The 24,076-nt window shown below is 65.3% G+C and carries 25 protein-coding genes; 12 read left to right on the top strand and 13 right to left on the bottom strand.

Translation table 11 applies throughout. The annotated features are described in order from the left end of the window. Positions 1–208: 208 nt before the first annotated feature. The 7 genes from G6N51_RS08005 to G6N51_RS07975 are packed head-to-tail and all read right to left on the bottom strand — an operon-like array spanning position 209 to position 7,009. Entirely contained in the window at positions 209–1,699 is a 1,491-nt protein-coding gene (locus G6N51_RS08005) for an aldehyde dehydrogenase (protein WP_083169367.1), read from the bottom strand. 14 nt (positions 1,700–1,713) lie between these two features. After that, on the bottom strand, positions 1,714–3,270 hold the full coding sequence (locus G6N51_RS08000; protein ID WP_174814376.1) for a class I adenylate-forming enzyme family protein: 1,557 nt from the start codon (positions 3,268–3,270) through the stop codon (positions 1,714–1,716). Between the two features lie 11 nt (positions 3,271–3,281). Next, complete coding sequence (locus G6N51_RS07995) at positions 3,282–3,758, bottom strand: aromatic-ring-hydroxylating dioxygenase subunit beta (protein ID WP_372510066.1); 477 nt, start codon at positions 3,756–3,758, stop codon at positions 3,282–3,284. Between the two features lie 53 nt (positions 3,759–3,811). Next, positions 3,812–5,113, bottom strand: a complete 1,302-nt coding sequence (locus G6N51_RS07990; RefSeq protein ID WP_197747115.1) for an aromatic ring-hydroxylating oxygenase subunit alpha — start codon at positions 5,111–5,113, stop codon at positions 3,812–3,814. Further along, entirely contained in the window at positions 5,110–5,583 is a 474-nt protein-coding gene (locus tag G6N51_RS07985; protein ID WP_083169361.1) for an OB-fold domain-containing protein, read from the bottom strand. Before G6N51_RS07985 ends, G6N51_RS07990 begins: the two co-directional genes overlap by 4 nt. Further along, positions 5,580–6,731, bottom strand: coding sequence for a thiolase family protein (locus G6N51_RS07980; RefSeq protein ID WP_083169359.1), 1,152 nt, complete (start codon positions 6,729–6,731; stop codon positions 5,580–5,582). Before G6N51_RS07980 ends, G6N51_RS07985 begins: the two co-directional genes overlap by 4 nt. Continuing rightward, positions 6,731–7,009 (bottom strand): hypothetical protein, encoded by a 279-nt coding sequence (locus tag G6N51_RS07975; RefSeq protein WP_083169357.1) that lies wholly within the window; start codon positions 7,007–7,009, stop codon positions 6,731–6,733. Before G6N51_RS07975 ends, G6N51_RS07980 begins: the two co-directional genes overlap by 1 nt. A gap of 256 nt (positions 7,010–7,265) precedes the next feature. Here G6N51_RS07975 and G6N51_RS07970 point away from each other — a divergent pair, with 256 nt between their 5' ends. The 6 genes from G6N51_RS07970 to G6N51_RS07945 all read left to right on the top strand — a co-directional run bounded on the left by G6N51_RS07970 (position 7,266) and on the right by G6N51_RS07945 (position 12,844). Then, a complete protein-coding gene (locus G6N51_RS07970) occupies positions 7,266–8,117 on the top strand; it encodes an alpha/beta fold hydrolase (RefSeq protein ID WP_232078538.1) in 852 nt (283 codons plus the stop codon). Further along, on the top strand, positions 8,114–8,929 hold the full coding sequence (gene hpaH / locus G6N51_RS07965; RefSeq protein ID WP_083169353.1) for a 2-oxo-hept-4-ene-1,7-dioate hydratase: 816 nt from the start codon (positions 8,114–8,116) through the stop codon (positions 8,927–8,929). The genes G6N51_RS07970 and hpaH overlap by 4 nt, the downstream gene beginning before the upstream one ends. A 2-nt stretch (positions 8,930–8,931) precedes the next feature. Next, complete coding sequence (locus tag G6N51_RS07960; protein ID WP_083169351.1) at positions 8,932–9,732, top strand: aldolase/citrate lyase family protein; 801 nt, start codon at positions 8,932–8,934, stop codon at positions 9,730–9,732. Next, on the top strand, positions 9,729–10,880 hold the full coding sequence (locus tag G6N51_RS07955) for an acetyl-CoA acetyltransferase (RefSeq protein WP_083169636.1): 1,152 nt from the start codon (positions 9,729–9,731) through the stop codon (positions 10,878–10,880). The genes G6N51_RS07960 and G6N51_RS07955 overlap by 4 nt, the downstream gene beginning before the upstream one ends. A 4-nt stretch (positions 10,881–10,884) precedes the next feature. After that, a complete protein-coding gene (locus G6N51_RS07950) occupies positions 10,885–12,345 on the top strand; it encodes a class I adenylate-forming enzyme family protein (RefSeq protein WP_083169349.1) in 1,461 nt (486 codons plus the stop codon). 109 nt (positions 12,346–12,454) lie between these two features. Next, positions 12,455–12,844, top strand: coding sequence for a nitroreductase/quinone reductase family protein (locus G6N51_RS07945; RefSeq protein WP_083169347.1), 390 nt, complete (start codon positions 12,455–12,457; stop codon positions 12,842–12,844). Between the two features lie 40 nt (positions 12,845–12,884). Here G6N51_RS07945 and G6N51_RS07940 read toward each other — a convergent pair whose 3' ends face one another. The 4 genes from G6N51_RS07940 to G6N51_RS07925 are packed head-to-tail and all read right to left on the bottom strand — an operon-like array spanning position 12,885 to position 16,168. Further along, on the bottom strand, positions 12,885–13,808 hold the full coding sequence (locus tag G6N51_RS07940) for an SDR family NAD(P)-dependent oxidoreductase (protein ID WP_083169345.1): 924 nt from the start codon (positions 13,806–13,808) through the stop codon (positions 12,885–12,887). Beyond that, positions 13,805–14,239 (bottom strand): Zn-ribbon domain-containing OB-fold protein, encoded by a 435-nt coding sequence (locus G6N51_RS07935; RefSeq protein WP_083169343.1) that lies wholly within the window; start codon positions 14,237–14,239, stop codon positions 13,805–13,807. Before G6N51_RS07935 ends, G6N51_RS07940 begins: the two co-directional genes overlap by 4 nt. Positions 14,240–14,243: 4 nt before the next feature. Further along, positions 14,244–15,038, bottom strand: a complete 795-nt coding sequence (locus G6N51_RS07930) for an enoyl-CoA hydratase/isomerase family protein (RefSeq protein ID WP_083169341.1) — start codon at positions 15,036–15,038, stop codon at positions 14,244–14,246. After that, positions 15,035–16,168, bottom strand: a complete 1,134-nt coding sequence (locus tag G6N51_RS07925) for a Zn-dependent alcohol dehydrogenase (protein WP_083169339.1) — start codon at positions 16,166–16,168, stop codon at positions 15,035–15,037. Before G6N51_RS07925 ends, G6N51_RS07930 begins: the two co-directional genes overlap by 4 nt. A 158-nt stretch (positions 16,169–16,326) precedes the next feature. On the opposite strand from G6N51_RS07925, the gene G6N51_RS07920 reads away from it, so the two are divergent. From G6N51_RS07920 to G6N51_RS07910, 3 genes are read left to right on the top strand one after another with little or no spacing between them, the layout of a single operon-like run. Next, positions 16,327–16,773 carry an FAS1-like dehydratase domain-containing protein gene (locus tag G6N51_RS07920; protein ID WP_083169337.1) on the top strand — a complete coding sequence of 149 codons (447 nt, stop codon included), beginning with the start codon at positions 16,327–16,329 and terminating at the stop codon, positions 16,771–16,773. Then, positions 16,770–17,192 carry a MaoC/PaaZ C-terminal domain-containing protein gene (locus G6N51_RS07915; RefSeq protein ID WP_083169335.1) on the top strand — a complete coding sequence of 141 codons (423 nt, stop codon included), beginning with the start codon at positions 16,770–16,772 and terminating at the stop codon, positions 17,190–17,192. Before G6N51_RS07920 ends, G6N51_RS07915 begins: the two co-directional genes overlap by 4 nt. Positions 17,193–17,241: 49 nt before the next feature. After that, positions 17,242–18,579 carry a TetR/AcrR family transcriptional regulator gene (locus G6N51_RS07910; protein WP_083169634.1) on the top strand — a complete coding sequence of 446 codons (1,338 nt, stop codon included), beginning with the start codon at positions 17,242–17,244 and terminating at the stop codon, positions 18,577–18,579. Here G6N51_RS07910 and G6N51_RS07905 read toward each other — a convergent pair. After that, a complete protein-coding gene (locus tag G6N51_RS07905) occupies positions 18,576–19,484 on the bottom strand; it encodes a 3-carboxyethylcatechol 2,3-dioxygenase (RefSeq protein WP_083169333.1) in 909 nt (302 codons plus the stop codon). The two genes, G6N51_RS07910 and G6N51_RS07905, sit on opposite strands and share 4 nt — an antisense overlap. A 113-nt stretch (positions 19,485–19,597) precedes the next feature. Between G6N51_RS07905 and G6N51_RS07900 the strand changes: the two genes are divergently transcribed. Beyond that, positions 19,598–20,773 (top strand): acyl-CoA dehydrogenase family protein, encoded by a 1,176-nt coding sequence (locus tag G6N51_RS07900; protein ID WP_083169331.1) that lies wholly within the window; start codon positions 19,598–19,600, stop codon positions 20,771–20,773. Between the two features lie 27 nt (positions 20,774–20,800). Next, entirely contained in the window at positions 20,801–21,823 is a 1,023-nt protein-coding gene (locus G6N51_RS07895) for an acyl-CoA dehydrogenase family protein (protein ID WP_083169329.1), read from the top strand. On the opposite strand, the gene G6N51_RS07890 is transcribed toward G6N51_RS07895, so the two are convergent. Further along, on the bottom strand, positions 21,787–22,905 hold the full coding sequence (locus G6N51_RS07890) for a TIGR03857 family LLM class F420-dependent oxidoreductase (protein WP_083169327.1): 1,119 nt from the start codon (positions 22,903–22,905) through the stop codon (positions 21,787–21,789). The two genes, G6N51_RS07895 and G6N51_RS07890, sit on opposite strands and share 37 nt — an antisense overlap. A 65-nt stretch (positions 22,906–22,970) precedes the next feature. On the opposite strand from G6N51_RS07890, the gene G6N51_RS07885 reads away from it, so the two are divergent. Continuing rightward, positions 22,971–24,047 (top strand): phosphotransferase family protein, encoded by a 1,077-nt coding sequence (locus G6N51_RS07885; RefSeq protein ID WP_158086180.1) that lies wholly within the window; start codon positions 22,971–22,973, stop codon positions 24,045–24,047. Positions 24,048–24,076 lie beyond the last annotated feature (29 nt).

Here is a 24,076-nt window from a genome sequence, read left to right as displayed (position 1 = left end):
GTTCGCCCCTGGCAGATGCCGTCACCGCGGCGCCCGCAAGCCCGTGGCGCTGCGCCCCGGCCTCTGGATCCTCGACACGACCGGGGCAGCTGGAAGGCGTCGTGGTCTCGAGGCTGGCCTTCAGTGGTAGCTCCTTGTCGGGCAGCGCGTCGAGAGCGGCCGGATCGTCGCCGGAGACGCGGGGGGACGGCGTCTCCGTCGACACACATCATCCGAGGGTGAACGGGTCTCGGGTGGCGCCGCTCAGCTCGACCCAGATCGCCTTGGTCTCGGTGAACTCGTGAATGGCGTCGGCGCCGTTCTCGCGGCCGATTCCGCTGTGCCCCATGCCACCGAAGGGAACTTGCGGGGCGACCGCCCGGTAGCAGTTCACCCATACCGTTCCGGCGCGCAGTCCCGCCGCCACGCGGTGGGCACGGTGCACGTCGTTGGTCCACACGCCGCTGGCAAGACCGAACGGGGTGGCGTTGGCCATCTCGACCGCCTCGTCCTCGTCGGTGAACGTCATCACAGCCAGGACCGGGCCGAAGACTTCCTCGGCGACGGCCCGCATCGACGGGTCGACACCGGTCAGCACGGTGGGTTTGACGAAGAAGCCGCCGAATTCGGTCGCGGGTTCACCGCCGCACGCGATTGTCGCGCCCTGTGCCCGGGCCGCGGCGAAGTGTTCGAGCACCTTCTCGTACTGGACCTTGTTGGACACCGGCCCCATCTCGGTGGTCGCCGCTTTCGGATCGCCCAGTCTGATGCTCGCGGCGCGGGCGACCACACGATCGACCAAGGCGTCGGCGACGTCGCGATGGACCAGCAGGCGGGACCCGGCCAGGCAGGTTTGCCCCGTTGCCGCGAAGACGCCGGCGATGATGCCGTTGGCCGCCGCGTCGAGATCGGCGTCGGGGAACACCACCTGGGCGGACTTGCCTCCGAGTTCCAGCGTGAAGCGCGCCATGTGCTCGATTGCCGCGCGCCCTACCGCGATTCCGGTCGATGTGGAACCGGTGAAGGCGATCTTGTCTATGTCAGGATGGGCGGCCAGCGCGGCACCGGTTGCCGGGCCCCAGCTGGTGACGACGTTGACCACTCCAGGTGGAAACCCGGCCTTGGCGAAGAGCTCGGCAAACGCCAGCGTCGACGTAGGCGTGTGCTCGCTCGGTTTGATGACGAACGTGCATCCGGCGGCCAGGCCCGCGGCTAGCTTCCACGTCAGCAGCAGCAGCGGGGAGTTCCACGGCGTGATGGCCCCGACCACCCCGACGGGCTCGTTGCGCGTATAGACGAGGTAGTTGGGTTTGTCGGTGGGGATGACTTGACCGTGTACCTTGTCGGCGAGTCCACCGAAGTACCTGTAATAGTCAGGCAGCGAACGCATTTGGCCCACCATCTCGCGGGCCAACTTGCCTCCGTCGCGCACTTCGAGTTCGGCCAGCGTTTCCGCTTCGGCGGCGATGACGTCCGCGAGCCTGAGTAGCAGGGCGCCGCGCGCCGTCGGTGTGAGCTCCCCCCATGGCCCCCGCAACGCCGCGCGCGCCGCAGCGACGGCGGCGTCGACGTCTGAGGCGCCACCATCGGGTATCCGCACCCATGGTTGTCCGCTGTAGGGGTCGATGCTGTCGAATGTCGCCCCTGATTTGGCAGGGACGCGTTGCCCATTGATGAGCAGCTGGTACTCGGGCAGCGCGTCGGTGAGTGCTCGCGTCATGGTTGATCCCTCGCCTAGTCCGCTGATCGCTGGTGGCCGATCACGGCCTCGGGCTGCGTCGCGTCGAGGTCTTCGCGGATCCGGCCCTTGAGGATCTTGCCCGCCGGCCCGAGGGGCAATTCGTTGCGATAGGCGAATCGACGGGGTTGCTTGTAGCCGGCTAGCCGTTCACGACATGCGGTGGTGAGCTCGGCGGTCAGTGCATGGAGGTCGGTGTATGACGGGTGCGGCACGACGACGGCCACCGGGGTCTCGCCCCATTCGGCGTCCGGCACGCCGACCACCGCCACTAGCTCGACTCCGTCACATTGGGCGATGACCCGTTCGATTTCGGCCGGGTACACGTTGAAGCCGCCGGAGATGATCATGTCGGTTTGGCGTCCGGTGACGTGCAGATAGTTATCTGCGTCGAGGTATCCCATGTCCCCGGTGCGCACGCCGTCAGCGCGGAAGGTGGCGGCGGTTTGCTGGGGCTGGTTCCAGTAGCCCATGGCGTTGGCCGGGCTTTCGATGACGATCTCGCCGACTTCGTGTGCCGGAAGTGATCGTCCGTCGGCGTCGCAGATGCGGATCACGCACATCGGGGTTTCGCGTCCACACGACGTCAGGATAGAAACCCGTCCGGCGACGATGTCGCGGTGGTCCTGTGGCGTCAAGATGGTGGCCTGTCCACCGCACTCGGTCAGACCATACCGTTGCTGTAAGTCGCAGCCGAGCAACGTCATTGCCCGTTCGGCCAGGCCGGGTGGGACTGGTGCCGACCCGTAGGAGATGCGGCGCAGGCTCGAAAGGTCGCGGGGTGGACCCGACTCGATCATGGCCAGCGTGCGTTGCAGCATCGTGGGGATGAATGTGGTGAAGGTGATTTTATGGTGCTCGATCTCGTCCAAGACGCGTTCAGGTTCGAAGCGTTGATGGATCACCATCGTCTGGCCGAGGTATAGCCAGGAGACGGTGCGCAGCATTCCGCCGGCGGTGAAGAACGGCGTGGTTGCCAACATGACGTCGGATGCCTGCGCCTCGGTCACCAGATTCGTATCGGCGGCCTGGTAAAGCAGGGCACGGTGAGCGTGCATGACCCCCTTGGCCCGGCCGGTCGTCCCGCTGGTGTAGAGGATGACGGCCATATCGTCGGGCGCGGTCGGGCATGGCGGTGCGGCGGGGGACGCGTTGGCCAGGCGGCGTTCGTAGTCGTTGCCAATGACGAATGGGTCCAAGGCCTCCAGCGCGACGGCGAACCTGTCGAATTGGTCGCCGTGCACGATGGCGGCGCGGGCACCCGAGTCATCGACGATGTGTGCGACCTCGTCGGGGGTGAGCCGGATGTTGACGGGGATGGCGACGAGCCCGGCATAGGACAGGCCGAAGGAGATCTCTGGCCATTCGATGCAGTTGCGGGCGATCACGACGACGCGGTCGCCGGCCTGAAGACCCCGGTCGAGCAGGACGTTGGCCAGTCGACGGGCACGGTCGTCCAGTTGCGACCAGGAATGCCGCCGGTCACCATCGATTAAGGCGATCTTGTTGGGGTAGCGGCGGGCGTTGTTGGCGGTGACGTCATGGATGAGCAGCAACGTTTCCCCTAGATCAGGAAAGCGAGCGTGTCGACGGGCCCGCTCGCGTCGATGAGGTGAACGATCTTGCGGACCAGCCACAGCTCGCCATCGGCGTCGGCGCGCCTGACGGTATGTACCACCCGGCCGGCCCAGACGCGCTGTCGCACACGGTATTCGAACAACGCGAAGTTCGACTCCACGGTTACGGTGTCAGCGGTCGTGCCGACAACCTCGGAGTTGGACAGCAGCCGGCGCAGATGTGACGGTGGCACCTGCGAGTGCCGGTTTCCGGTGTTCAACTGCGCGACGCGGCTTTTGATGCGCCGCCGGTTGTCGTTGATGTAGGCCAACGATGTGCGCGGATCGTCGTCGGGATTCATCGGTACTCGGTACTCGGCGTCGTCGGCCCACAGCGACTCCCATTCCGAGTACCGGCCTTCGTCGGCCAGTCTTGATTCCAGGTAGAGGAACGACAGGATGTCGGAATCGGGTACGGCGCGCATCGCGGCCGCGATCGCGGCGGGGCGATCGCCGGTAGCGGTGTCGGCGTTCGTGCTCATGAGGCTGCTCCGCTGACGACCTGCGCCCAGCGCGCGTAGAAGCCCCGCTGCGGCGTCTCAGCGCTCTTGTCCGAGTTGACCGTTCCCGTCTCGTCGACGACGTCGGTGGTCATCCCTCGGGACAGCACCAGCCACTCCGGCGTCGTGGCGGCCAGCCCGGCCTGGTTGCGCATCCCGATCTCGCCGTCGTCGGCGATCAGGAACCCGGCCGGGCCCATGGCGCCCTCGGCGCGGCGCATGGTGCGCTGGTTGAGGTCGTCATGGCCCGGTATGAGCACTGCGGTGGTGTAGGCCACGGTGCGGTTGACGGCCTGCGGTTCGACGAACATGACGTTCATCTCGGCGAGGAAGAGGTTGGGCCAAATGAGCGTGTGCGGGGGTCCCACCACGAGGGCGTCGTGGGTCTGGTCGGGTCCGTAGGCGCGCTCGAGGGCATCGACATAGCCGGCCAGCTTGGCTCGGGGAATGCGCCCGTACCAGACGAATTCCTCGTCCAGTTTGCGGTATTCGTCGGAATAGTCGATCTCCGAATGCCCGTTGCCCATGTCGCGGACGACGACGTCGACTTTGGTCGGTACGTGCGACACCTTGGCGGGGCGAATCGCGTCGTACACCGATGCGTGGGTGAACAAGGCGTGGTAGCCGTCAACGTTGTTTTCCACCACCATCTTCCAGTTGGCGTGGTGGAGATGCTTCATCCAGTTGGCCCGCAGATCGATGCTGCGGGTGGGGGACAGGTTCAGCAACCTGTCGATGGCGTGCGTGGCGTTGCCCAGGTGCTCGGCCAATGTCGGTCCCTCCGGGCTCAACGATGCGAAGATGAATCCGCCGTAGCTGTCCACCCGGGGGGCGAGGGCCAGGCCGAGCTCGCCACGTACCTGTTCGAAAGCATCGCCGTAGGCCTCGCGCATGGGGACGCCGCTGAGCTCGCCGGTGTTCTTGAAAGTCCAGCCGTGGTACGGGCAGCGAAACGCGTTGGCGTTCCCCTTGTCTGCGTTGCATAGCCGGTTGGCTCTGTGGCTGCAGCGGTTGAGCAGCACTCGGACCACGCCGTCGCGGCCGCGCACGACGATCACCGGGTCGGTGCCGATCATCCGCGTGAGGTAGTCACCGGATTCGCTGACTTCGCTGTCGTGGGCGACGTAAACCCAGCCCTTGCGGAAGATGGTGTCCATTTCGCGCTGGAAGACGGCCGGCGAGGTATAGACCGATCCGTGCACTCGGTCTGGTCGCACGATGTCGGCGATGTCGTCATGGGGCGGGGGTGTGGGCTGCTTCGGTTTCTCGACTGTGGTCACGACGATCCTTTGCTGTACTCGATGGCCGGGATGGTGGCCGCTCCTAGGCGTCTGAAGCCGAGGAAGACCCTGGCTCCGATCGGGGGAGCAGCGGGGCATGGCGTCACTGTTGTGACGACGATGCGGTGACTGCTGACAAGTTCCACGTCAACGATCGGATAGGGCTGCTCGGCAACGACTAGCCCGCGTTCGCGGCGATGCATCATGGTGGCGGCGTGGACCTCCCCGACGGGTTCGACTTGGCGCCAAAGCATTTCAAGTGCGCCGCAGCCGTCGCACCGCTGTTGTTCGAGCTCGAGCGCCAGGTCGCAGTGCGCACAAAAAGGCATTGCCAGTACCCCGCGCGCGGCGAAGTCGTACAACGGTTGCAGGGGATCGCCTTGCACGTGGGGTGCTAGTGATTCTGCAAGTAACCAGTCGGCTGCGCAGTGCGCGGTTGTCGGGTTCGCGGGTGGGTTCGAAATGCTCATGCGGCACGCTCCAGGACCACGGCCGCGTGGTGGTCCATTCGCCCGCCAAGCCCGCTGACCAGTGCGGTGGACGCATGCGAAACCTGGCGTGCTCCACCGAGTCCGCGCAGCTGCAGGATGGCTTCGGCGAGCGGTGTCATGCCCTGAAGGTAGAAACCGGCCAGCTGGCCTCCGCCGGTGTTGACCGGCCGATCGCCGCCGGGTGCGATGCGCCCTTCTTGGACGAATGCGCCGACGGGCGCGTCGTTGGTCAACCCGTATTCGGCGAGCAGGATGAGTGTCACGATCGAGAACGGGTCGTAGAGTTCGACGACGTCGATGTCCGACCTGGCCATGCCGGCCTGCGCCAATGCGGTGTCCACGGCGCTCCGTCCACCGCCGAACCATGACTCCGCCCCGGCGCGCCTGCGCCGCACGGGGTGCGACCGGCCGAATCCGCGCAGTCGAATCCTATTGTGGCCCAAGGTCGTGTCACCAGTCACTACCACGGCGACGGCACCGTTGACTGGGCGGGCGCAATCCGGGCGGCGCAGCGGCTCGGCGATCATCGGGGCGGCGTGATAACTGTCAGCATCCAGGGGACTGTGATCCACGGCGTCGGGATTGTCGGCTGCCCAGCGGCGTGCTGTGACGGCGACCGCGCACAAATCCATCGCAGACCCACCCATGACGTGGAACCAGCGCTGGGCCAGCAGCGCGTAGGTCGGCACCGAGCCAAGCAGTCCCGAGGCCCGCTCCAGGCCTCGGGTGCCCCTGTGGCCACCGCTGTGGGCGTAGGTCGAACCGGAACCGCGTCCTGTCACGATCGGGGCGTCGGCGAATACGCAGACGACGGTGTGCGCCTCACCGGAGCTGATCGCGTAGTGGGCTCGCTGCAGCATGGCTAGGGTGGTGGCGCCCTTGATCTCGAGGTGCTCGAGCAATCGCAGGTCGACAAGTCCCGCGGTGGCAGCCAGCCCGACCCCCACCCGCTCGGGTCGCACGCCCTGGGAGGAGGCCACCAGAAGGCCGTCGACGTCGGCATGGCCGATGCTCGCGTCGCGCAGCGCGGCGACGATTGCGTCGCATGCCAGGCGGCCCGGAGTCGCGCCGGGTCGCAAGGACATCGGCGTCATGCCCAGGCCCGCAATGTCGACGTCGGTGACCATCAGCCCCCGCTGTATTTGCGTTCTGCGCGGTAGGTGCCCACGTGCAGCCACCGCTCGCGATCGCTTTCGGTGGACCGCGTCATGCTGGCCAACTCCAAAGGGCATAAGAACACCAGATCCCCGCTGTCGAGATCTTCGATCGCCAGCCGGTCACCGTTGCCGTTGGAATCCAGCCACAGGCGCACCCCGGCGAACTCATTGACCACGTCGGCTAGTGGTTTGCGGCGAACGGACGCTGGATGCGGGACGTCTGCCCGCGCATCCTTGTCGCCGCTCATCGATACCGCTTCTTTCGACTCGTCTGGATCAGGGTCACCCCAGTATTACCGCATAGCACTGTCAGAATCAACGCTGGGTGAGTTGGGGGCGTCGTTGCGCTTCACCCGCCTGGACATGCAGACTATCGGTACCAATGTTTGGTGATTGAGTAGTGACACTAGTGTCAGAAACGTATAGATGAGGGAGCCCGTCCCAGTGACACAACCCGCCACGGTTGGACCCGCCGCGCCCGAAGAGGCCTACCGCAGCATCTGGATGTACCTCAAGCAATTGTCGTTTTCTCAGCGCTATCTGACGGTGCCTGTCAACGGGCAGGCGGTGCGCACTCGGGTGGCCGAAGCCGGCGATCCGGCGATGCCGCACCTAGTGCTCCTGCACGGCACTGGTGGTCATTGGGAAACCTTCGCGCCCAATCTCGGCGAGCTGTCTGTGCACTTTCATTGCATCGCGCTGGACATGGTCGGTAACGGCTTCACCGACAAGCCGGATTTCGACTACGAGATCCCGGTCTACGTCGAACATGTGCTTGCGGTGATGGACGCGCTCGGCATCGAGCGGGCGCACCTGGTGGCGATGTCGCTCGGGGCCTGGGTGGCCGCGGCTATCGCGGTTCGCCATCCGGAGCGGGCTGACCGGCTGATCCTGATGTCGCCGGCCGGCAAGGAGGCGTCGGCGACCAATATGGCCCGTATTCGCGCCGAGCGGACCAAGGCGGTCAACGAGCCCACGTGGGAGTCGCTGCACGCGGTGTTCGCCCATCTGATTGCCGATGAACGCAACCGGCTGCCTGATCTCATCGGGCTGCGGCAGGCGATCTACCAACGTGAGGACACCCGGGCCAGCATCGATCATCTGCTGATCCTGCAGGATCCGGAGGCACGAGACCGTAATCTGATTGCGGAGGCGGATTGGCGATCGATCAGCTCGCCGGTCACGGTGGTTGCCTCGGGGCGCGACCACGGTGTGTATCAGGAAACCGCTACTTCGATCGCGGCACTGATCCCCGATGCCAGGGTTTTGGAGATGCCCGAGGTGCGTCATTGGCCACACTTTGAGGATCCGGACATGTTCAACGCCGCGGCTGTCGCGTTCCTCGTAGGCCGATGACTCGGCCGTCGCCCGCCGATATCGACGTCCTCGCTGCGGAATTGCACCGTGCTGAGCACGAACGCCGCACGATTTCTCAGCTGTCGCTGCGGTTTCCCGAGATGACGGTGGAGGACGCCTACGCAGTGCAGCGGGCACTGGTGGAACTCAAGGTTGCTGATGGTCGAGTCATTAAGGGCCGCAAGGTAGGTCTGACCTCTAAGACCATGCAGCGGGCGGTGTCGATTGATGAGCCTGACTTCGGCGCGCTCTTTGATGACATGTTCTTCGCCGACGGGGGGCGGGTGCCGCTGGGCAGATTTATCCGCCCACGAATCGAGGTCGAACTGGCCTTCGTACTGGGCCACGCACTGCGTGGTCCCGACGTTACGGCGGCTGATGTAGTGGCGGCCACCGACCACGTCGTGCCGGCTATGGAGATCCTTGATGCCCGGGTGGATATGACCGACCGCGAGACCGGGCACCGGCGCACGATCGTCGATACGATCGCTGATAACGCCGCCAATGCGGGATTGGTCCTGGGTTCTCAGGCGGTGCGTCCTGCGGAGCTGGACTTGCGGTGGGTGCCGGCGCTGCTGTTGCGCAACGGTGTCATCGAAGAGTCCGGGGTATCGGCGGCGGTGTTGGACAACCCGGCTCACGCGGTCGCGTGGTTGGCCAATCGCATTGCCGGATACGGAATCTCGCTTTCTGGGGGTGATGTCGTGCTATCAGGGTCGTTCACCGCGGCCATTTTTGCCGACCCTGGTGACGAATTTGTCGCTGACTTCGGGGAGCTGGGAACGGTGTCGATCACGTTCGCGGAGCTGTAACGATGAACAATCAGTGGACGCAGCGTATGCGTAGCGGGACCCGACAGATCGGCATGTGGGTGGCGTCGGGCAGCCCGTATGTCACCGAGATCTGCGTGGGCTCGGGGGTGGACTGGGTGTTGCTCGATCAGGAACACGCCCCCAACGATTTGCGCAGTACGCTCGCTCAATTGCAGGCCGCCGCCGGGTATCCGGATACCGAGGTGGTGGTTCGGCCGCCCATTGCTGATCCGGTCGTGATCAAACAGCTGCTGGACATCGGAGCGTGCAATCTGATGTTGCCGATGATCGATTCCGCCGAACAGGCTGTGGCCGCGGTGGCTGCGACTCGTTATCCGCCGGTGGGCATTCGAGGCGTAGGCAGTGCGTTGGCGCGGGCATCGCGGTGGAACCGTCGGGTTGACTACCTGGGCACGGCGGATCGTGATGTCTCGGTGACGGTCCAGGTCGAGTCCGACCGTGGCCTTGCTGCGCTTCCGCAGATCGTTGCCGTCGAGGGTGTGGATGCGGTATTCATCGGCCCGGCCGATCTGGCGGCGGCACTGGGCCACCTGGGCGACCCCGAGCATCCCGAGGTGGTGGCCGCCGTGGAACGTGCCCTCGTGATCATCGCGGCGGCCGGAAAACCTGCAGGTGTCAACGCATTTAACGAAGTTCTTGCCCGCCGATATCTTGCCGGGGGGGCGAGCTTTGTGCTTGTGGGCGCCGACGTCACGTTGTTGGCGCGCGGTGCGGAGCGGCTTGTTGATACTTACGAAGAGGTGCGTGAGGCGCCCACTGGCTCTGCGGAGGTGTGGCGGTGAGCCGCGCTGTTGCCATTGCCGGGGTGGCACTGTCGGAACTGGGTACCGCCGGTGACCGCAGCCCCTATGACTTGATCGCGCATGCGAGTCGGCGCGCGCTGGACGATGCGGGGCTAACTGCTGCTGACGTTGACGGGCTGGCCTCCACTGGGCAGGGAATGTTGGCTCCCGTTGAGGTGGCTGACTATCTGGGGTTGCGACCGACGTGGCTGGATTCGACGTCGGTGGGCGGTGCGGCCTGGGAGGTGATGGCATCGCATGCTGCCGATGCGATCGCCGCCGGTCACGTCGACGTCGTGCTGCTCACCTACGGGTCAACTGCCCGTTCGGATCTGCGCCGCGGGTTGCGTGGGGCCGGAATCGCGTGGGGCGCCCGCGGCCCGATGCAGTGGGAGGCGCCCTATGGGCACACGCTGATCTCGAAGTACGCGATGGCCGCTCGCCGGCATATGCACCAGTACGGCACCACCATCGAGCAACTTGCGGAGGTCGCGGTGTCCGCGCGGATGAACGCCGCGCTCAATCCGGAGGCTTTCTACCGGGATCCGATCACGATCGACGACGTGCTGGGCGGTCCGATGATTGCCGATCCGTTCACCAAACTGCACTGCTGTATCCGCAGCGACGGCGCGGCGGCGGTGGTCTTGGTTGGTGCGGACCGGGCCAGGGACCTGCCGCGCGATCCGGTGTGGATACTGGGCTCGGCGGAGACGACGTCGCACATGCTGACCTCGCAGTGGGATGACCTGACTGTGGGGCCCGCCGCGGTGAGCGGCCCGTTGGCGTTTCAACGCGCCGGGGTGCGTCCAGACGATATTGACGTGGCCGCGATCTACGACGCCTTCACCTACATGGCTCTGCTCACGGTGGAGGATCTCGGGTTCTGCGCGAAGGGCGAGGGGGGTCCGTTCGTCGAGTCCGGTGCGTTGCGGCTCGGTGGCGCCTTGCCGACGAACCCGGACGGTGGCGGATTGTCGGCCTGTCACCCTGGCCAACGCGGGCTCTTTTTGCTGGCGGAGGCGGCCCGGCAGTTGCGCGGAGACTGCGGTCCGCGCCAAGTTCCGGGCGCGACGTTGGCCTGCGTGAGCGCCACCGGCGGCTGGTTTTGCTCTAGCGGCACGATGATCCTTGGTCGTGGAGCACCCTAGCCTGATGGCCGTTTCGCCCCTGAATCCCGACGAATTCGCCGGTACCGGTGAGTTGTTTGCGGCCGCCGCGCGAGTTTATGGCGATCGGATCGCCTATGTCGATCGCGGTGAGCGGATCGGCTTCGCGGAGTGGTACCGGCGGTCCCAGACGGTGGCAGCGCAGATGCGCAGTCGCGGGGTGGGTGTCGGTGAGGTTGTCGCGTTGTTGCTGCCGTCCGGTATCGACTACGCGGTGTGTTATGGCGCCGCCGCGCTGCTCGGCGCGATCACCGCCGGTATCAATCCGCGGCTGGGCCCCTACGAAGTCATCGGGATTCTCGCACGGGCGGACCCGGCGTTGGTGGTGGTCGACGAGGTGACGGTCAAGGCCGAGCTCGCGGGCTGCCCAACGTTGCGCCGTGCCGAACTGGCGTCGGCTGTCGGCGCGGTGGTGACGCCGGCTGTGACTACGCGCAGTGATCCTGTGGCACTTATTTTCTCGAGCGGGACGACTGGGCAGCCTAAGGGTGCGATCTTTGACGGTGACAATCTCGCGGCCGGGGCCTTGGCATCGGGGGTGATGAGCGAGCCTTTTGACCGGCGGCTTACCTCGACACCGTTCTCGCATGCGGGCTACATGTTCAAGTTGTGGGATCAGCTCGTGTGGGGTTCGACTCTGGTCATCCCGGATACGCCGTGGTCGGTGCAGTCGATGGTGGCTCGGCTGACCGACGAGCGGATCACGGTCGCCGGCGCGGTGCCCACCCAGTGGGAGAAGCTTTTAGATAGCGATGTTAGCCGAGAGTCGTTGGGCCATCTGCGAATTGGAGTGGTTGCCAGTGCTCCGGCTTCACCCGAGCTCGTCCGGCGGGTCGGCGAGCGGATTGGGGTTCCGCTCGTGGTGCGGTACGCGATGACGGAATGTCCGACGATCAGCGGCACCGATCCCGACGATCCGCCCGATCTGTTGTGCACGACGGTGGGCCGACCGGCCCCGGGGATGGCGGTTCGGATTAACGACGGGTTGGTGGAGGTCAGCGGTCCGTGCGTGATGCGTGAATATTGGCGCCAACCTGACTTGACGGCCGAGACCGTACGGGACGGCTGGTTGCGGACCGGGGATGTCGGCGAGATCGGAGAGGACGGCTGTTTGCGCCTGCTGGGCAGGAGCGGCGATATGTACATTCGCGGTGGCTTCAACGTGCACCCGTTGGAGGTCGAACGGGTGTTGGCCCGGCATCCTGGCGTCGCGCGCGTCGCGGTGGTGTCGCGGCCGGCCCCTGTTATCGGCGAGATCGGTGTGGCCTTCGTCGTGCCGGCGGGCGAACCGCCATCGCTTTTGGATGTTCGCCGCTGGGTGTCGGACCGACTGGCCGACTACAAGGCTCCCGATGAGCTCGTCATCGTCGACGAACTGCCGCTGACGGCGATGTTGAAGCCTGATCGTGCTGCACTGCGCCGGCGGCTCGAGGCGGAGTCGGGATGAATTGCTGAACGGAAGGGACACGAGGTGGTGTGGGAGGGGATGAGCCGTGGCTTGCTGATGTGGGCGGTGGGGCGAGACTGCGACGTGATGCGGCTGACCGGATGCGCGCCTGTGGTGGCTTTCATTCCGGAAAGGGGCCCTGCGCTATCAGCATTCGCTTCTGTTGACGACGATCGGCGCGCGCACTGGGGTGCTGCGTACGGTGACGCTGCCGTTTTGGGCTGTTGACGATCGTGTGGGCGTGTGCGGATCCAATGCCGGCGCGGCGAAGGACCCGCACTGGGTGGGTAACATCCGCGCGGACTCGCGCTGCTGGGTCGACCTGCGCCGGCGTCGAGTGCCCGCGCTGGCCCGGGTCAGCGAAGGTGAAGAGCGCGAGGTGCTGTTTGACCGGATCGGACCGAGCCACCCGCACTTGCACCGGTATCGGGACAGTGCGGCGAAATCGGGCCGGGAGTTGCCTTTGGTCGTGATCACAGCACGCTCAGCGCAGTGGTGACGTAGCGGCGGTGGGCGTGATTTGTGCGGTCGGGTGTGGGTCAGCCGCCCAGACGCAGGCCGGCATTGCGCGTGCCGAAGATTTCGGTAGCGAAGATGGAACCCAGTTTGTTGGCGTCCCAACGCGTTCCGCCGTTGGAGGCCGCGGCGACCGGATGCCACCCCTTTAACAGCTGAAGATTCTCGCCCATAGCGCGGACCACCTGCCCGCTGACGTGCCCTGCTTGTGGGCTGGCCAGCCAGGCCACCACGGGTGAGCCCAGGGAGGGATCCTTGGGGTCGAATTGGTCCTCACCGTGTTCGTCGGGCTCGATGGCCGGTGCCGCACCGGGCATGGATGCCGACATCCGCGTGCGTCCACCCGGGCTGATCACGTTGGCGGTGGCGCCGATCGAGGCCAGTTCCAGGCTTAGTGTCTGGGTCAGCCCGACGATGGCCGACTTCGCGGCGCTGTAATTGGTCTGTCCGAAGTTGCCGTGCAGGCCAGCGCCCGAAGTGGTGTTGATGATGCGGCCGTACACCGGGCCGGCGTTGTTTTTGGCTTCGGTTCGCCAGCGGCGTGCCACCGCCCGGCTCAACAGCCAGCTGCCCCGCACGTGTACGCGCATTACCAGGTCGAAGTCCTCTGACGACATATTCCAAATCGCTTTGTCCCGAACGATTCCGGCGTTATTCACCACGACGTCGAGTCGGCCGTGGCGCTCATATATTCGGCTCACCGACTGTTCGACCGCGTTCTCGTCACCGACGTCGGTGAAATCGGGGAACGCCGTTCCGCCGCGGTTTGTGATGATGGCGACGACCTCGTCGGCGATCTTGCCGGAGCCTGTCCCGTCCAGGGTGGTTCCCAGGTCGTTGACGATCACCGTGGCCCCATGCTTGGCAAGCTCGAGCGCATGGCCGCGGCCTATGCCGTGGCCGGCCCCGGTGACCAGCGCGACCAGTCCATCGAGCAGGCGGCTCATTTGTGCTCCTCATCAGTGGTGTCGGGGGTGAAGATCGTCAGGTATGGCGATTGGTCGTCGGCGGCGTCGACAGGCCGAAAGCCGGCGGTCACCGCCATGCCGATGGACACGGCGCCGGGGTCGACGCCTTCGATCAGGGTCATCAGGCGGGGGCCCTCGGCGAGTTCGACGATGGCTGCGACGTAGGGCACCCAGTCGCGAAACGGCGCCATGTCGTTGAGGTGGATCGTCGAATAGGTGTAGATCGTGCCCTTACCGCTTGCGGGTGTAGGGGTCAGGTCGGCACTCCAACAGCGCGGGCACAGAGGCCGCGGGTAGTGATGCACCGACGAGCAGGCCCGGCAGCCGGCGATGAGGAGTTCACCGCGTCGCGCGCCGTCCCAATAGGGTCGGCTGGTGCTGTCGATCACCGGAATGTCGTTGCGCGCCATCGGGTCACCACCCGGTGAACTGCGTCGGGCGCCGCTCGACGAAGGCGCGCACGCCTTCGGTGGAATCGTGTGCGTGCGACTGGATTTCTTGCGCCATCGCTTCCGCGGCGAACGCGCCGGCGCGGTCGCAGTCGGGGGAGTCGTTCAGTAGGCGCTTGGTCAACGCGATCGCGCTGGTGGGCCCCGTGGCGCAGCGCGAGGCAAAGTCGCTCACCGTCGAGTCGAATTCGGACTCGGGTACCACGCGGTTGACCAGTCCGAGGGCCAGGGCGTCTGGGGCCGACAGGCGCTCGCCGAAGAAGGCCAGTTCTTTGGCCTTCTGCATCCCGATGCGGCGGGGAAGCAAGTAGCACCCGCCGCCGTCAACGACGAGACCGCGTTTGACGAACGACTCGGCGAAGTATGCGTGCTCTGTGGCGATTACGAGATCTGAGGCGTACGCGAGGTGGGCACCGAGGCCGCTCGCCGCGCCCTGCACCGCCGCGATGACTGGCTTCTGGCAGTCCAGCACGCTGCCGACCAGGCGCTGGGCTCCCGTCATGATCCTGCGCATCGGATCGAGCACGCGTTTGGGCGAGGCGTCGCGTCGTTTGGCGAGCGCGGCGACGTCGGCGCCGGAGCAGAAGTGTTTGCCGGCGGCGCGCAGCACGACGACCCGGATGAGCTCGTCGGCATCGGCGTTGTGCAGCAGAGCGATCAGTTGATCGCGGTCTTGTGGGCGGAGCGCGTTGGCCGCCTCGGGCCGGTTGAGGGTGATCGTCAGGACGCCGTTGGCGGAATCATTCACAATTGCGTTCATCGCTGATCCTCCCTGGCCGCTGGAAACACCAGTACGCCACGCACGTTGGCGCCCGACCGAAGGTGCTCGAATGCCTCGTTGATCGCGTCGAGTGGGTATTCGCGGGTGACCATGGAATCTAGATCGACGTGGCCTTGCGAGGCGAGCTCGAGAATCTTGGGAATGTCGGCGCGTGGGTTGCCCGAGCCGTACAGCGTTCCGACGAGCTGTTTTTCGGTCAGTGTGAGATCCATGAAGTTGGCTGTGATCGACCGGTCGAGCATCGGGTGAATGTTGGTGATCACCACGCGGCCACGTTTGGCGGTCATGGTTAGCGCCTTGCCCACTAACTCGCCGTCACCGACTCCCATCGCGCAGATGAATCGGTCGACTCCGCGGTCCCAGGTCGCTTCTGCTACCACCGATGTAGCGTCATCCCAGTTGCGGGTGGTGTGGGTGGCGCCCATCGTCAAGGCGGTGTGGCACTTGGTTTCCGAGGGGTCGATCACGACGATCGCGCGGGCACCAGCGAGCTTGGCGCCCTGAACGGCGGCTGCGCCGATGCCCCCGAAGCCGGCGACCGCCACAGTGTCGCCTGGGCGGACGTCGGCCGCGTATACCGCCGAGCCCCACCCCGTGACGAAGCCGCATCCCAGCAGGCATGCCCTGGTCAGTGGGACGTGGGACCCGACCTTGACGCAGCTGGCCTCGTTCACCACCGTGTGGTGTGCGAACGACCCGACACTGCATGCCAGTGCGAGGTTGACGTCGCCGAGGTGATGGCGGGCGGTGTTGTCGTGCAGCTGGGTCCCTAGATACATCCGGGCTCCCAGGTCGCACAGGCTCTGATGACCGGTCGAACATGAGTGGCAGCGGCCGCATGACGGGACGAAGCTGAAGACGACATGGTCACCCGGCTGCAGCCATGTCACGTGTTCGCCGACCTCGCGCACGACACCTGCGCCCTCGTGACCTCCGATGCAGGGCAGCCGCAGCGGCATGTCTCCAGTGACCAGATGCTCATCGGAGTGGCAGATTCCCGAGGCGTGGATCTCGACGAGTACCTCGGGCGGCTTCGGCGGATCCAGTTCGATCGTTTCGACCGTCCATGGCTTCCCGCGTTCGCTGAGAACGGCGGCTTGTGTGTGCACCCTGCGATCCCTCCTGCGGATGCTGTTGGCTGCCGAGTCGGCAATGACCATCACCCGCTTGGTCGACCCGATTCTGGCATCCTTGTACTGTTACCACAACTAGCTGTACTGCTGATACCTGCTTGACACTCCTTCGGTTTCTGACAGTATTGACTACTATGGACGACGCTGATGGCGCCGAAGAACAGGCGCCTGTCGGAACGGTGAGCGAGGCGTGGGAGATGGTCGTGGAGCGGGGCAAGCTGATCGAGTTTGCGACCGCCATGCAATCCGAGCATCCGGCCTATCGCGGACCCGATGCGGTGATAGCGCCGACGTTCTTGATCAGCGCGGCGCGCTGGGCGCCGCCGGGGGCGCGGGTGGCCGTCGGGTTCAACCGCAAGCGGCTGTTGCACGGTGAGCAGGAGTACACGTTTCACGGCGCGCTGCCGCGAGCTGGTGATGTGCTGACGGTGCGCGAACGGGTGGCCGATCGGTTCGATAAGCCCGGAAAACGTGGCGGTGCCATGCGTTTCGCCGTCGTCGTTACGGAGTTCCGGCGCCCCGACGGCACGTTGGCGGCGGAGGCTAAGGCGACCTACATCGAACGCGAGGCCAAAACATGACGACAGATGCTGCGGTTTTGGCGCGGCTCGCGGTCGGTGACGAGGCTCCGCCGCGGGTGTTCGGCCCGTTGTCCAAGGACATGTTCGTGCGTTACGCCGGTGCTTCCGGCGACTTCAACCCGATGCATTACGACGACGATCTCGCGCGATCGGCGGGCTACCCGTCGGCCTTTGGGCAGGGCATGTTGACCGCCGCGCTGCTGGCCACGTTCGTGACCGATTGGCTGGGCCCGTGGCAGCTGCAACGCTACGGCGTGCGATTTAGGGGCCAGGTGTGGCCGGGCGACACGCTTACCTGCACCGGCCGCGTCACTGCCGTCGATCATGACCACGATCGGGTGACCGTCGAGATGAGCGTGACTCGGCCCGACGGCGCCGTGGCGGTGACGGGTTTTGCGGACTATCGGCTGGCGTCGTGAGGCATCGGCCGGCAGCGGTGGCGGGCAGCCCCGCCTAAGCTGGGTGACCATGTCGGAAGCTGAGGTCGTTCGTCGATCGAGTTACGGCCCGACCAGTCCGCGCATCGGCAGGCGTGGCGCTACGACGCGCAAACGCATCGCCGAGGTTTCCCTCGAGCTGTTCGGACGCGTCGGCTATGTCGACACCTCTGTCGATGCTCTGGCCAGGGCGGCAGGCGTGTCGCGTGCCACCTTGTATCAGTATTTCGGAGGTAAGGACGACATCTTCCTCGAGTTGTTGGAGGAATGCCGTGAGGCGTTGTACCGGGTGTCGCGCCGCATCGGCCCGCTTGGCGCCGATGCGACTGGTTTCGACAATCTGCACTGGTGGTTGGGGGAATGGAGCTGGGTCTTCGAGAAGTACTCGACGATGTTTATCCAGTGGTCTGCTGTCGCCTCGATGGATCAGACCGCGCGCGATCAGATCACGCGGTCGATCCGCGGGTATAACCACCGCATCGCCGCTAGGTTGGAGGCGTCGGAGATGGCTGGCCTCGATGCAGAGGCGGCCGCGATGATGATCACCGGACTCGTTCACGACGTCAACTTGTTCGTGCACACCGACCGCGCGTATGGGCGCGGTACGCAAGATGTCGTCGATACGCTTTCGGTGTTCCTGCAGTCGATGCTGTATCCGGAAACGCCGCCTGAGGTGTTTAGCGGTCTGGATCGTCCTGAGCGCAGCGAACCGCGCGGGGGGATTGCGTTCGCACATCCTGCGCTGCCCGACCTGGCCGGCTTGTCGGTCGAAGACCGGATCGCGAATCTGAGCAGACGCTCGGCGCAGACCGTCCAGGGTCTTGTTCGTGCCGGGACCGCGCGGTTCAACGCGATTGGTTATCGCCGCACATCGGTGGAGGACATCGTCGAAATGGCGCAGGTCGCGCGGGGAACGTTTTATAAGTACTTCACCGACAAGTTGGACATGCTCGTTGCCATCAGTGTCGACATGCATTCTCAGCTCGCCGCGCTTGCGATCGCGGCCGATGCGCTCGATCCGGTTACCGACCGTGATGGGTTGTCAGCTTGGCTGACGCGCTCTTATGACTTCTATGAACGTCATTTCGGTTCTATCGAGGCGTGGAACGGCGGTGTCACAGACAGCGCGCTGATCGCGGCGATAGGACGCGCCAGCGACGCTCAGTTCGACTCTGCGGCCGCGGCGATGCTGGCGCGAGCCCCGCAGCACTACCCCTTCGATCCGGTGGTGTCGGCGCTCATTTTGCGGGCGTCATCGACCAGCGTCTTGAACAAGGCGAAGGAAATTCTGCATCCCATTTCGGGTGAGGAGCTTGTGAGGTTGTCGGCCAGTTGCGTGCGTCGGGGGTTTTTCGGTGAGGCGGGCTAAGCCGACATTGCCACGGCCATGCCGGTAATCCATTCCGGTACTGGCTGATAGACCAGTTTGCGCAGCGGCGTGCCGCCGCCTGCTGCCGCAGCGGCCAGCCAGGTCCGCACCTCGTTGGCGCCCGATCCGCCGCGCATGCGCGCTACATCCACTAAGTGGGTCAGCGCGGATGTATCCCAGCGCGCGAATGCGGCGAGGACCTCCTCGTCCCAGTCGGGGCGGATCTTTTCGCGTGCGGCGGGCATGCCTTCGGTGATAAGCCGGCGACGCTCATCATCGGTGAGCTGGTAGGCATCGACGTCGAGGCTGGGAGGCGAGTGCGATAGTCCTCCGGTACCGATCACCAATGCGCGCAGCTGCTGCTGGTCAAGGAACTCGGCTACCGCCGCCCCGAAATCCAGTACCCGCGCGGCCGTGGGCAGCGGGGCGGTGGCGCAGTTGATGGCGATCGGGATGACTGGCTTGGCGGCGAGGTCGCCTAGGAGGTCTCGTAACGGTTGGCCGAAGGCGTGGTCTAGTGCGATGTCGCGGCAAACCGCCACGTCGAAGTTCGCCCTGAGCAGGTACTCACTGGTGCCGAGGGCCACCTCGCTCGCGACGTCGAGCGTGCCGGGCGGGTACGGGCCCTCGGCGATGATCGTCGCAGAGAGCACCACTGCGAAGGTGGGCACGACGTGGTTGAAGGCGCGGCGGTGGTCGCCGCCGAACAACACCACCACGTCGGGATCGAAGCTCGTGCACCGCTGCGCCGCGTCGGCAAGGGCTGCGCGAAACTTTGTGCCGTGAAGACATTGGGTGTCGCGGTCTTTGCCGGGGCTGTGGCTGGCACAAACGACGAGGCGGTCGGCCGCGCGACGGCCCGTCGAAGCCCGCCGCGCCAGGGCGGCCTTATTAAGGATGCTCATTGCCGCGTTATCCTACACTGACGGGGACTGCCTGGTTATCCCGTAGTGTTCATGAGTATCATGATTGGGATTGCTCGCCTGCTGATGGGCAGCTCGATGACGATGGTGAGTGAATGGACCTAACGTTCTCAGCGGAGCATATCGAGTTCCGCGACGAGGTGCGTAGCTGGTTGGCCGAGAATGCGCCCACCGAGCAGCGCCCCGATGTGCCCGCGGAGATCCGTGAGTATGACCTCGGGTGGCAGCGCACGCAGTGGGGTGGTGGCTGGGCTGGGATCTCCTGGCCGGTCGAATACGGTGGGCGTGGCCTGTCGCTCGTTGAGCAGCTCATCTGGTACGAGGAGTACGCGCGGGCCGGACTTCCGCCTATTGACGCATGCTTTGTCGGTCTTAGTCACGCCGGTCCGACTTTGATGACGAAGGCGACTCCTGACCAACGCAGCTTTCACCTGCCGAAGATCCTTGGCGGCGAGGCCATCTGGTGTCAGGGGTTCTCTGAGCCGTCGGCCGGTTCTGACCTTGCCGCACTGCGGACGCGGGCGGTGATCGACGGTGACGAACTGGTCATCAACGGGCAAAAGATCTGGACTAGCTTCGCCAACATCGCCGATTATCAGGAATTGCTCGTACGAACCACGTCTGGCGGCAAGAAGCACCACGGCATCACGTGGGTGATCTGCGACATGCACTCGCCGGGAATCGACGTCCGTCCCATCAAGACCATCGATCGCGGTGCGGAGTTCTGCGAGGTGTTCTACGACGATGTGCGGATCCCGATCGCCAACGTCGTCGGCGAGATCGACAACGGTTGGGCCGTTGCCATGTCGACGCTTGCTTTCGAACGTGGAACAGCTTTCACGGCAAGCCAGGTCCGCTTGTCCAACACCGTGGAAAATCTCATCGCACTGGCCCGCGAGACTACCGGGCCGGACCAGCGGCGGCCGGCGATCGCCGATGATGAGATCGCACGCCGGCTAGCGACTGCACGAGCTGAGGTCATCGCAATGCGCGCGATGACCTATGCCAGTGTGAGCGCCAATGCACGTACCGACACCCCGGGCCCGGGCGGATCGATGCTGAAGTTGTTCTACAGCCAGATCGCCGTGTCGGTTGCCAAGCTGGCCATGGATATCCTTGGACCGCAAGGGCTGCAATATAATTCGCGTTGGGCACGACCGATGGGCTGGTCGGGTCACTACCTGTACTCCTATTCGGTGCCGATATCCGGCGGTACATCGGAGATCCAGCGCAACATCATTGGGGAACGTGTGTTGGGTCTGCCCAGGTGACGGCGAGCGCGAAGGACTGATCGACAGATGGAGATGTCGGCGTCACAAGAGCAGCTTGAATTAGCTGCAGCCGCTGCAGAGTTCTGCGCTGAGTATGGTGCGCTCAGCGGTCTGCGGGAGCGGGCTGATGCGCCCTCGGCGGTCGAACCGAAGGTGTGGCACGCGGCTGCCGAACTTGGTTTCCTCGGATTGAGCGCGCCCGAACACGTCGGCGGCCAAGGGCTGCGACTGGAGGACCATGCGCTTGTATTCCGTGAGTTGGGAAAGTCCTTGCTGCCGGGCCCCTTCGTGGCAGGTGTGGTCGCTGCCGAGCTCGCCTGTCAGGGCGGCGACGCACAGTTGGGCGCCCGGTTCGTTGATGGCTCGACGCGAGCCGGCGTGGTCAACGCTGTGGGCGCCGGTGTGGATGCCTCGCGACTGACCGGTGCTGTTCAACTCGTCGATGCGGCCGATGCCGAATGGGCCGTGGTCGGTGGCGAATCCGGGATCGGTTTGATCAGGGTGGCCGACCTTGCTGACGTGGCTTGGGTGTCGTGCATCGATCCCGGGAGCCGCATCGCCGGCGCGCATGCGGCCGCGGTGCCGGTGTTGTACTGGGCCGCGTCGGCCTCGCATCCTGCGCTGCATATCGCGCGGGTGCTGGCGGCGGCGCAGCTAGCTGGTATCGCTGAGCGCGCGTTGGCGATCACCGCCGAGCACGCCAAGACGCGAATTCAGTTCGGCCGGCCGATCGGGGTCAACCAGGCTGTCAAGCACAGGTGCGCTGACATGGCAGTGGCGGCGGACGCCGCGCTGCAGCAGACCCTGTTCGCTGCGGTCACCGTGTCCGAGGGACACCCGGACGCCGAACTACAGACTCGGGCGGCCAAGTTCATCGCGGGCCGCGCGGCAATCGAGAACTCCGCCAGTGCGATCCACCTGCATGGCGGCATGGGGTTCACCTATGAGCACGACATCCATTTGTATCTTGAGCGGGCGCATGTCCTGAATCAGCTATTTGGTTCGGGCGCAGCTCAACTCGGCCCGATCCTGGCGTTGCCGCAGCCCTGAATGGCTGGGCCGGTCGACCCGGTGCAGTTGGCCGCGTGAGCCATCAGCGGTCCGAGCAGTTCTGGGGTCGCGCCGTGCAGCACGAGTTCATCGGCTCCGGCGGCGAGGTACTCGGCGAGTCGTTGGGCGCAGTGCCGAGCCGAGCCGACCGCCGCCGCCGCCTTGATCCAGGCGCTGGGAATGCACTGCTGGGCGACGTCGGTGAGGTCGTATCGGGTGAACCGGTAGTCGGCAATGGCGGTGCTGCCGTCAAAGAAGGGGTGCGCGCGCAACTGTGTCAACGGGGACGGATCCCATTGGTTGGCGGTGGTCAAGCTCTCGCCATAGCCGACGATCTGGAAATAGGTCACGGCGCGGGCGGCGATAGCGGCAATTTCTTGCTGCTCGGGCAGTTCGGGGGCCACCAGCACTGAGGCATACACCCGCATCTGGCTCGGGTCGCGCCCGCTTCGCTGCGCGGCGTCGCGCACCGTTGCGGCCGAGCGGGCCACCGCGTCGACGGTGAGCATGGGGTGCAACAGCACCCCGTCGAAGTGGGTGCCCGCCAATTCGAGGCTTTTGGGCCCGATCGCTGCGAAGACCAGCGGTGGTGGTGCGGTGTCGGGCAAGTCGGTGAGGCGAAGCTTGGGAAAAGTGCCTGCGGGGCCCGAATAGGACACCTTCTCGCCCCCACAGAGCCGGCGCAGCAGTTCTGCGGTGTCGGCGACGACTGCGTTGGTGACGAGGGGCAGACCGTAGGCCTTGGCCGCCGCCGGATTCAGGCGGCCTAATCCCAGGATGAAGCGGCCGCTGGCCAATCCCTGCAGCGTCATGGCAGTCGAGGCCAGCTGAATCGGGTGGCGCAACCCGATGTTGGTCACGCCGGAGGCGACCTTGATGGTGGTCGTCGCCTGGGCGACGGCGGCCGCGAGCGGCCCGATGTCCTTGTTACCCAACCGTTCACCGATCCACGCGGTGGACAGCCCCGTATGTTCTGCGGCCCGCGCCTGCCCGATGGCAACGCGTGGATCGTGTACTCGTCCCGGCAGGAGGTATGCGCCGAACCGGTCCTGCGTCGAACCATGAGGTTCGAAGGTTTCCATCCTTTCCTTATACTCTATTATCGTCGTGGGTCAGGCATCGGTGTCGGACTGGGGAGGCGACGTCTGTGACCATTGCCACGCAGCGCGACATCGATGCCACCGGTCGCACGCTGCGCCGCTGGTTCGTTGCCAAGGCGGGTGCGCGCGTCGTTCACGATGTGGAAGTGACGCCGTCGAAGAGCGGATTTTCCAACGAGACGGTGATGTGTCGTGTGCGGTGGTTGGATGCCGCGTCGACCGAACACGATGACAGCCTGGTGCTGCGCATTGAGCCGACCCGCCATCAGCTCTTTCCGACCAGCGATGCGCTGCATCAGGCCGCGGTCATGCAGGCGCTGGCTGGCGCGTGCCGACTTCCGTTGCCGCAAATTCGCTTCGCCGAACCCGAGTCGCGGTGGTTCGGTGCCGCCTTTTACCTGATGAATCGAATCGACGGCCGGATACCGACCGATGTGCCGAGCTATCACCAGCGTGGCTGGGTGGCCGAGTTGTCAGCCGCCGAGCGCGCGCGCTTGTATGACAATGCGCTGGCACGGCTGGCCGAGCTGCATCAACTAGATCCGCGGCGGGTCGCATCGGTGCTTTCGCCCAAGTCATCGACCGGTAATCCCTTGCAGGACTACGTCGAGCATGTGACAGCGTGGGCGAGGTGGGCCGATGCTGATCTGCAGATCAACCGGTCCTGCATCACTGATGGGCTGCGTTATGTGCAACGCGCCCGACCCGCCGATGTCGCACCGGTGGTGGTGTGGGGCGATGCACGCATCGGCAACATGATCTTTGGAACGGATCTGTCTGTGGTGTCGATGCTGGACTGGGAGGCCGCTACCATCGGCCCGGCCGGCATCGACGTCGGGTGGTGGTTGATGTTCGAGGAGTACATCTGTGAGGCCGGCGGGCTGAACAGACTGCCGGGTATTCCGTGTCGTGAGGCGATACTGCAGCACTACGAGTCCTTGCGGGGTTGCCCGGTTAAGGACGTGAGCTACTTTGAAGTGCTTGCCGCTCTGGTGTTCTCATTGATCAATAGTCGGCTGGCGACGCTGTTGCGCAATGGGGGATTCGACGAACAGCGGGCGGCGCAGTTCGCCGAGCGCTCGACGGCGATGTTAGGGCGAGGGCTCGATGTCGCCGGTGCCTGAGCCCGATCGGCGGGTCTGAAGCGCCAGGA

This window comes from Mycobacterium paraseoulense (assembly GCF_010731655.1).
Lineage (GTDB): Bacteria > Actinomycetota > Actinomycetes > Mycobacteriales > Mycobacteriaceae > Mycobacterium > Mycobacterium paraseoulense.
This window is presented reverse-complemented; position numbering and strand designations above follow the sequence as displayed.